The 7,265-nt window shown below is 57.0% G+C and carries 4 protein-coding genes; all 4 read right to left on the reverse strand.

The window, feature by feature from the left end; all coding sequences use genetic code 11:
* Positions 1-9: 9 nt before the first annotated feature.
* The 4 genes from miaA to mutS all read right to left on the reverse strand — a co-directional run bounded on the left by miaA (position 10) and on the right by mutS (position 7,038).
* On the reverse strand, positions 10-990 hold the full coding sequence (gene miaA / locus ACFSX3_RS24690) for a tRNA (adenosine(37)-N6)-dimethylallyltransferase MiaA (RefSeq protein WP_209989659.1): 981 nt from the start codon (positions 988-990) through the stop codon (positions 10-12).
* Complete coding sequence (locus ACFSX3_RS24695; protein WP_209989656.1) at positions 980-1,759, reverse strand: class I SAM-dependent methyltransferase; 780 nt, start codon at positions 1,757-1,759, stop codon at positions 980-982. Before ACFSX3_RS24695 ends, miaA begins: the two co-directional genes overlap by 11 nt.
* A gap of 42 nt (positions 1,760-1,801) precedes the next feature.
* Positions 1,802-3,907 (reverse strand): DNA mismatch repair endonuclease MutL, encoded by a 2,106-nt coding sequence (mutL, locus tag ACFSX3_RS24700; protein ID WP_209989654.1) that lies wholly within the window; start codon positions 3,905-3,907, stop codon positions 1,802-1,804.
* 272 nt (positions 3,908-4,179) lie between these two features.
* Positions 4,180-7,038 carry a DNA mismatch repair protein MutS gene (gene mutS, locus ACFSX3_RS24705; protein ID WP_209989650.1) on the reverse strand — a complete coding sequence of 953 codons (2,859 nt, stop codon included), beginning with the start codon at positions 7,036-7,038 and terminating at the stop codon, positions 4,180-4,182.
* Between the last annotated feature and the right edge of the window lie 227 nt (positions 7,039-7,265).

A 7,265-nucleotide genomic window follows, 5' to 3' on the forward strand; every position in this document is an offset into this window, starting at 1 on the left:
CCCAATGGTTCAATTAGATTGTTCAGAAGTATATTCAAGACCTGTAAGAAACTTTCCTGCTATTATACCATTTATTTTTGCGAAATTCTCAGAAAAGTTTTGGCTCTCCAGGACGTCGATCCACTGAATCTCCTTCATGTGGCGAAACCATGACAACTGCCGCTTGGCAAACCGGCGGGTATCACGCTTCAGCAGCACTACGGCTTCTTCCAGCGTCATCTCCCCCTCCAGGTAGGCGGCAATTTCCTTATAGCCCAGACCCTGCATAGACACAAGACTCCTGCCGTAGCCTTGATCCAGCAGCTGCTGGACCTCAAGCACGAGGCCATCCGCCAGCATCTGATCAATTCGCTCTTCAATACGTTTATATAGTATTTTCCGGTCCATTGTCAAACCGATCAGGCATAAATCGTAGGGTGACTCCTTGTTCTGGTCAGCAAGTGAGTCGGATAACGGGACGTTCGTCTGGTGATAAATCTCCAGCGCGCGGATGATCCGCCTGCGGTCATTGGGATGCAGCCGCTCTGCGCTGACCGGGTCTACCGCTGCCAGACGGGCATGTAAGGCATCAGCCCCATGCTCTTCGGCATAAGCCTCCTGCTGCTTGCGGAACGCCTCGTCAGCCACTGCTTCGGAGAAGCGGAAGCCGTAGCATAACGATTCAATGTACAGTCCTGTTCCGCCCACAATAAAAGGCAGCTTGCCTCGCGCACTGATCTCCTCGATCAGCCGGGCCCCCTGCTCCTGGAATTCAGCCGTAGAATACGCATCCTGCGGATCATGAATATCAATCAGATGATGGGGGATGCCCTTCATTTCCTCAGGCGTGATTTTGGCCGTACCAATATCCATCCCGCGGTAGACCTGCATCGAATCCCCGGAGATGATCTCGGCTCCGTGGGCTTCGGCCAGCTCCAGACTCAGTCTGGTTTTTCCGACCGCAGTCGGACCCAGCAGTACAAGCACTTTGCGTTTAGTCTTAGTTGTCAATGGTAATCACCCCGTACGATGTTTTGGCATTGGCCCGCAGCAGCTCCTTGAAGCCCAGCCGGTTAAATTCTCCGCTCAGCGCCTTCTCTTTGAGCAGCACTGTCTTGCGGGCCACCCTGGTTGCCTCAGCCACGCTATCAGCCGACAATGCAGCAGGATTGGCGAATTGCCGCAGCGGCGAGATCGCCGCCGAATCCGTCAGCGGCACCCGGAACATCGGGTCGAAGTAGACAATGTCGATGCTCTTGTCCGGCTGGGCCCGCAGGTATTCCAGATGGTCCCCGTGCTGCACATCAATCCGGCGCAGCGCTTCGTTCACCTTGATCTGACCGGACACATACCCGCTCATCCCTTCCAGCAGGAGGGCATACAGCGGCAGAGAGCTCTCCAGCGCCGTCACCTTGGAGGTTTCCCCTCCGGTGACAGCGAACAGCAGCGAATCCGCTCCGAGTCCGGCCGTGCAGTCCAGCACGCTGTCGCCGGGTAGCATACCTGCCGCATCAATCATAGGGTCCGGCTCACCTCTTAAGATTCTTTTAGCGCGGACAAACCCCATGCTGGGATGGAATTCCATCGGCGGCATTCCCGGCGTAATCAGCCGGACCGCCTCCTGGAGGACCACCAGAATCTGTTCGTCCCCGTAATGCTCCACCAGCTTGCTCATCGAGAATTTCGCTCTCGGAGCATAGGCGCAGCCTGTGCGGTCCGCAAGCTCCCGGGCCCGGGCCACCACTTGCGGTATCGGGTCAAAGCCCGTGGTTATAATCATGTTGCCTCCGATCCTGCACTCTATAAATGTACAATATAGCCACTACATAACGCGCTTAAACAGCTTCTCCAGATCATAGGCCGAGAAAGAGACAACGATCGGACGTCCATGCGGGCAAGTATAAGGCTGACGGCAAGCCGCGAGCCTGGTGAGGAGCGATTCCACTTCCAGCTCTGTAAGCTTCTGGTTGGCTTTGATTGAAGCCTTGCAGGAGCAGAGAATGGAGGATTTCTCACGCAGCTTGGCGAGGTCAATCGACCGTTCGTTCAGCACCCACTCTGCCATCTCTTCGATTACCGCCTTCTCGTCCCCTTCCGGGAACCAGTACGGTAAGGAACGGACCAGGAAGGTCTGTCCGCCAAAATGCTCAAGCACAACCCCCGCCTGCTCGAACCAGTGCAGCCGTTCACTGAGCTGCCTGCTCTCCGAAGGCGTGAACTCCAGCGTAATCGGCAGCAAAAGCTCTTGTGAGGCATCTTCCGGCTTGCCGAATTTCTCGTAATAAAATTCATAATTCACCCGCTCATGCGCAGCGTGCTGGTCAATCAGGTACAGCCCGCTGTCATTCTGGGCGATAATATAAGTTCCGTGATGCTGGCCGATATAATTCAGCTCGGGAAACTGCGGAAGACCCGAGCCGGTCTGCTCCGCAGGAGCGTATAACTCTCCGGCCGCCTGCTGCTGCCCCCGGCCAGCGATGGCTGCCTGAGGACGGTAGCTGTCACGGGGGCCGGAGGAAGGCTGGCGGTATGAACCCTGGGCGGCGCTTCCACCGCTGTATGCAGCAGCCGTCTCTCTGGCCTGCTGCTGCTCCTGTGCATTGCTGCCAGTATAAGGCTGGGTATTCCCGGATGCCTGGGAAGCAGCATAAGGGTCTCCAGCGGCTCCAGCGGCAGGGTCCTTTAATGGACCAGCGCTGCCAGAGAACGGAGCACCGCTCCGTCCGCTGGAAGGAGGCTGGTTGCCCCCTGCGACGCCAGCTCCGCCAGGCATTCCCTGACCGTAGCTGCGCGGATCTGCTGACTTATCTGTGCCTCCCGCTTCCGTACCTTGCTGAATACTGCCCGGAGCTGCGCCTTTGGAGAAGGCGAATTGCTCCTGAATGAATGAGCTGCTGTTCTTGCCGCCGATGATCTCCTTAGCGGGGCGCGGAATCAGGCTCTGGCCCATCAGCAGGGAGCGAAGCTGCTGCTCTATGAACCCGTACAGCTCGGGTTCTTTGCTGAAGCGCACTTCAAGCTTGGCCGGATGCACGTTGACATCCACCAGTGACGGGTGCATCTCCAGCTTCAGGACCAGCAGCGGATAACGGTTAATCGGCAGCAGCGTATGGTAAGCGCGCATGATAGCCGCGTTCAGTCCGTTGCTGCGGATGTAACGTCCCCCGACCAGCGTCGTCACCGCATTGCGGTTCGAGCGTGTCCACTCGGGGCGGCTGATGTAACCGGAGATCCGGAAGTCCGGATCTTCCGCCGACACAGGGAGCATGGCCTTAGCCGCTGAGGTGCCATATACAGCAGCAATCACCTGCAGCAGGTCTCCGTTGCCCAGCGTATGCAGCAATTGATTGCTGTTATGCTGGAGGGTGAAGGAGATATCCGGGTGGGCCAATGCCATCCGGTACATGGCATCCGAGATATGGCCCAGCTCGGTCTGGATACTCTTCATATACTTCAGGCGGGCAGGCGTATTATAGAACAGCTCCCGCACGGTGAGATCACTGCCTTTGCCGGAAGCGGCATCTTCATTACGGATCAGCCTGCCGCCCTCGATGTCCAGCACCCGCCCCTTCCCGTCGTCTCCGCTTGCGGTCAGCAGGGTCAGCTTCGATACCGCCGCGATACTCGCCAGCGCTTCTCCACGGAAGCCGAGGCTGGTGATCAGGAAGAGATCACGGCCGTTTGCAATTTTACTTGTCGCATGGCGGTAAAATGCGGTCTCGCAGTCCTCCGGCTCAATCCCCGAGCCGTTATCCTTGACCCGGATACTCTGCAAGCCCCCCTCTTCCACAGAGACTTCAATGCGGGTGCTGCCCGCATCGATCGCATTCTCGACCAGCTCCTTCACTACAGAAGCGGGACGCTCAACTACCTCCCCGGCAGCAATCTGGTTGGCAATATGCTCATCCAGCACATGAATTTTAGCCATATTCGTTCACCCCGCATTTTATAATTTTATAGATAATATTGAACATTAACGGACTGTAAAAGCCTTATTCGGATCAAAACAGCCCCTCTCGGGGACCGAACGGACTAGAGTGCGCTTATTTCCTCTCCAGCACTAACATGGGGTGAAATAACCTGACATAAGCGCCACTGTGTCCGCAAGCTTGCAAAAAGCATACTTCTATCAGGAATAAGGGCACCTCAGTCCGCACCGTGCTTTACTGTAAACAGATTGCTGTCAGCAATTCCGCTGAATTAGAGCTCCCGGGCCTTCATCTTCAGCTCATTCAACAGGCCCATCGCCTGCAGCGGCGTCATGTTCATCAAATCTGCGCCTTGCACGGCGTTGATTAACTCTTTGAGCAGCGGATTGTCTTTGACGGCAGGCGCCACTGCTCCACCCTTGCGGTTCTTGCGCGGCTCTTCCTCGCCAAAAATAGACAGCTGCACCACTTCATTGTCCTCTTCCTCCACAGGAGAAGCAAGGGATGCGGCAGCTTCCCGTTGTCCGGCAGCCATAGAAGCTGCTGCTTCGGGATACGGGTCCGAATGTGCTGGAGCTTGCGAGGTGCGTTCAGCCGAATAGGATTGGTTGCCTGTGGCAGCTACTTCCTTGGCATCCGGCGTCTGCGCAGCGATAGTCTGATTCTCCTGTATGACCGTTCCGCTCCCGCTCCGCTCACTGTAATCCGTGCCGTAATTCAGTGCCGTGCCGCCCAGCGGAGAAGCCTGCTCGATGCTCTGGAGCAGCCCGTAGGCCCGGTCGATAATCCCTTCAGGCAATCCAGCCAGCCTTGCACAGTAGATTCCGTAGCTGCTGTCCGCCGCTCCCGGCACCAGCTTGCGCAGGAAGTTGACCTTGTCTCCGCTCTCCTGTACCGCCATCGAATAGTTCCGCAGACCGCTGAGGCTCTGCTCCAAATGGGCCAGCTCATGGAAATGCGTGGAGACCAGCGCTTTGCAGGCAATGGTATCATGCACATATTCGATCACAGCCTGGGCAATTGCCATCCCCTCGCTGGTTGAGGTCCCCCGGCCCAGCTCATCTATGATGATCAGGCTGCGGGCGGTTGCTTTCTCGGTCATGACCTGAATGTCGGCCATCTCCACCATGAAGGTGCTCTGGCCGCCGATCAGGTCATCCGCTGCCCCGATCCGCGTAAAGATGCGGTCGATCAGTGCCACCTCGGCACTGGCCGCAGGCACGAAGCAGCCGATCTGGGCCATGATGCAGATGAGCGCCACCTGGCGCATATACGTGCTTTTGCCGGCCATGTTCGGTCCTGTTATCAGCAGGATATTGCCTTGGTCCTTGCTGAGTGTGCTGCCGTTGGCAATAAAAGCCGAATCCTTCAGCACCGCCTCGACTACGGGATGGCGTCCCCCTTCGATCCGCAGATCATAGCTGTCGGACAGCTTCGGCTTCACGAACCGGTGCTCAGCACTTACCGCTGCGAGGCATTGGTACACATCAATCTCGGCCACCTTCTCGGCCAGCGCCTGCAGGCGCGGAACCTGGCTGCTGATCCGCTCGCGCAGTTCGGTGAACAGGCTGTATTCCAGATCTGTCATCTTATCCTGTGCTTCCAGGATCAGCGCTTCCTTCTCCTTCAGTTCCGGGGTCACATAACGCTCGGCATTCGCCAGCGTCTGCTTGCGCTCATAGCGGCCTTCCGGCAGCGAAGAGAGGTTGGAGCGGGTAATTTCTATATAGTAACCGAAAATTTTGTTATAGCCGATCTTGAGGGATTTAATTCCGGTAACCTGGCGTTCCTTCGCTTCAAGCTCTGCAATCCAGCGCTTGCCGCTGCTGCTGGCTTCCCGAAGCTCGTCCAGCCGTTCATGGTAACCCCCGCGGATGATTCCTCCGTCACGGACAGATACCGGTGCATCCTCAACAATCGCCCGTTCGATATCCTCTCGAAGCTCCGCGCATTCATCCATAGCTGCGCCAATCTCCCTTAGGGTAGCCGAGCCGGAGGTCAGGCACATCTCTTTGAGCGCCGGAATCTGTGCCAGAGACAGCTTCAAGGCATTCATATCCCGGCCGTTGGCGCTGCCGAAGGCAATACGCCCAACCAGCCGCTCCAGGTCGTAGATTTCCTTCAGCGCCCCGCGCAGATCCTCGCGGACAATGAACTGGTTATACAGATAGTCGACAGCTTCCAGACGGCGCTCAATCGGCGCGCGCTGCAGCAGCGGCTTATCAATCCGGCGGCGCAGCAGACGGCCCCCCATCGAGGTCTCGGTGCGGTCGAGCAGCCAGAGGAGCGAGCCTTTTTTGGAGCGTTCCCTCACCGTTTCGGTCAGCTCCAGATTACGCCGGGTGAACGGATCGAGAATCATAAAATTCCCGGGCTCGTAAGGTGAAATCTGGGTGAGCTGTCCAAGGGAACGGCGCTGGGTCTCGCTGAAATAGGAGATCAGCAGTGCCAGACACCGTCCGCGCTCCTTCTCCAGCCGTACCCAGGCCGCTTCGCCGAACTGGCGGCGGGCCAGCGCTTCCTCCTGCTTGTCCCACGGCGTATAGACCACAGGCTTGGCCAGCAGGGAAGCTTCACTGCGCAGCTGCTCAAGCAAGGCAGAATCGCCAATAATCTCCGCCGGCTCGTAGATTCCAATCTCGTCGCGCAGCCATTCGCTGCTGGAGAGAACCGATGTGACATACAGCTCACCTGTCGTCAAATCACAGGCAGCCAGTGCCATCATCCCGTCCTCCTCCGTGACGCAGACGAGGTAGTTGTTGCTTTTGTCGGTAATGATTTTGCCATCCATCACAGTGCCCGGTGTAACGACCCGGACGATATCGCGGCGGACCATCCCTTTGGTCACCGCAGGATCATCCAGCTGCTCGCAGATCGCGACCTTGTAGCCCTTCTCGATCAGTCGCTGTATGTACCCTTCGGCCGCATGATACGGCACACCGCACATCGGAATTTTTTCCCCGATCCCGCCGTCGCGGCCTGTTAAAGTAATCTCAAGCTCTTTGGATGCAAGCAAGGCATCCTCGAAAAACATTTCATAGAAATCGCCCAGACGAAAGAAAAGGAAAGCGTCTTTAGCCCCTTCCTTTACTCTCAGATACTGCTGAATCATCGGCGTATAGTTTGCCATCGTCTACCTCCATGCCTACTTCATACTGTTCTCTATTATAGCAGAAACTCCGCTCCCCGGGTTACCCCCGGCATAACGGCAGCGGTTGCTAAAAGTTGGGGCGGGAGTTCAGGGCGGCTTGGTGCGTGGGGATTAGGGGTTTTATGGGGGTGAGTGCGAGATGTGAGTGTGGAATGTGAGTGTGGGAGATATATTGGTTTGGGGGTGGGAAGAAGGTGAAGATGTGG

It is taken from the genome of Paenibacillus rhizoplanae, from assembly GCF_042684125.1.
Taxonomy (GTDB): domain Bacteria; phylum Bacillota; class Bacilli; order Paenibacillales; family Paenibacillaceae; genus Paenibacillus_AQ; species Paenibacillus_AQ rhizoplanae.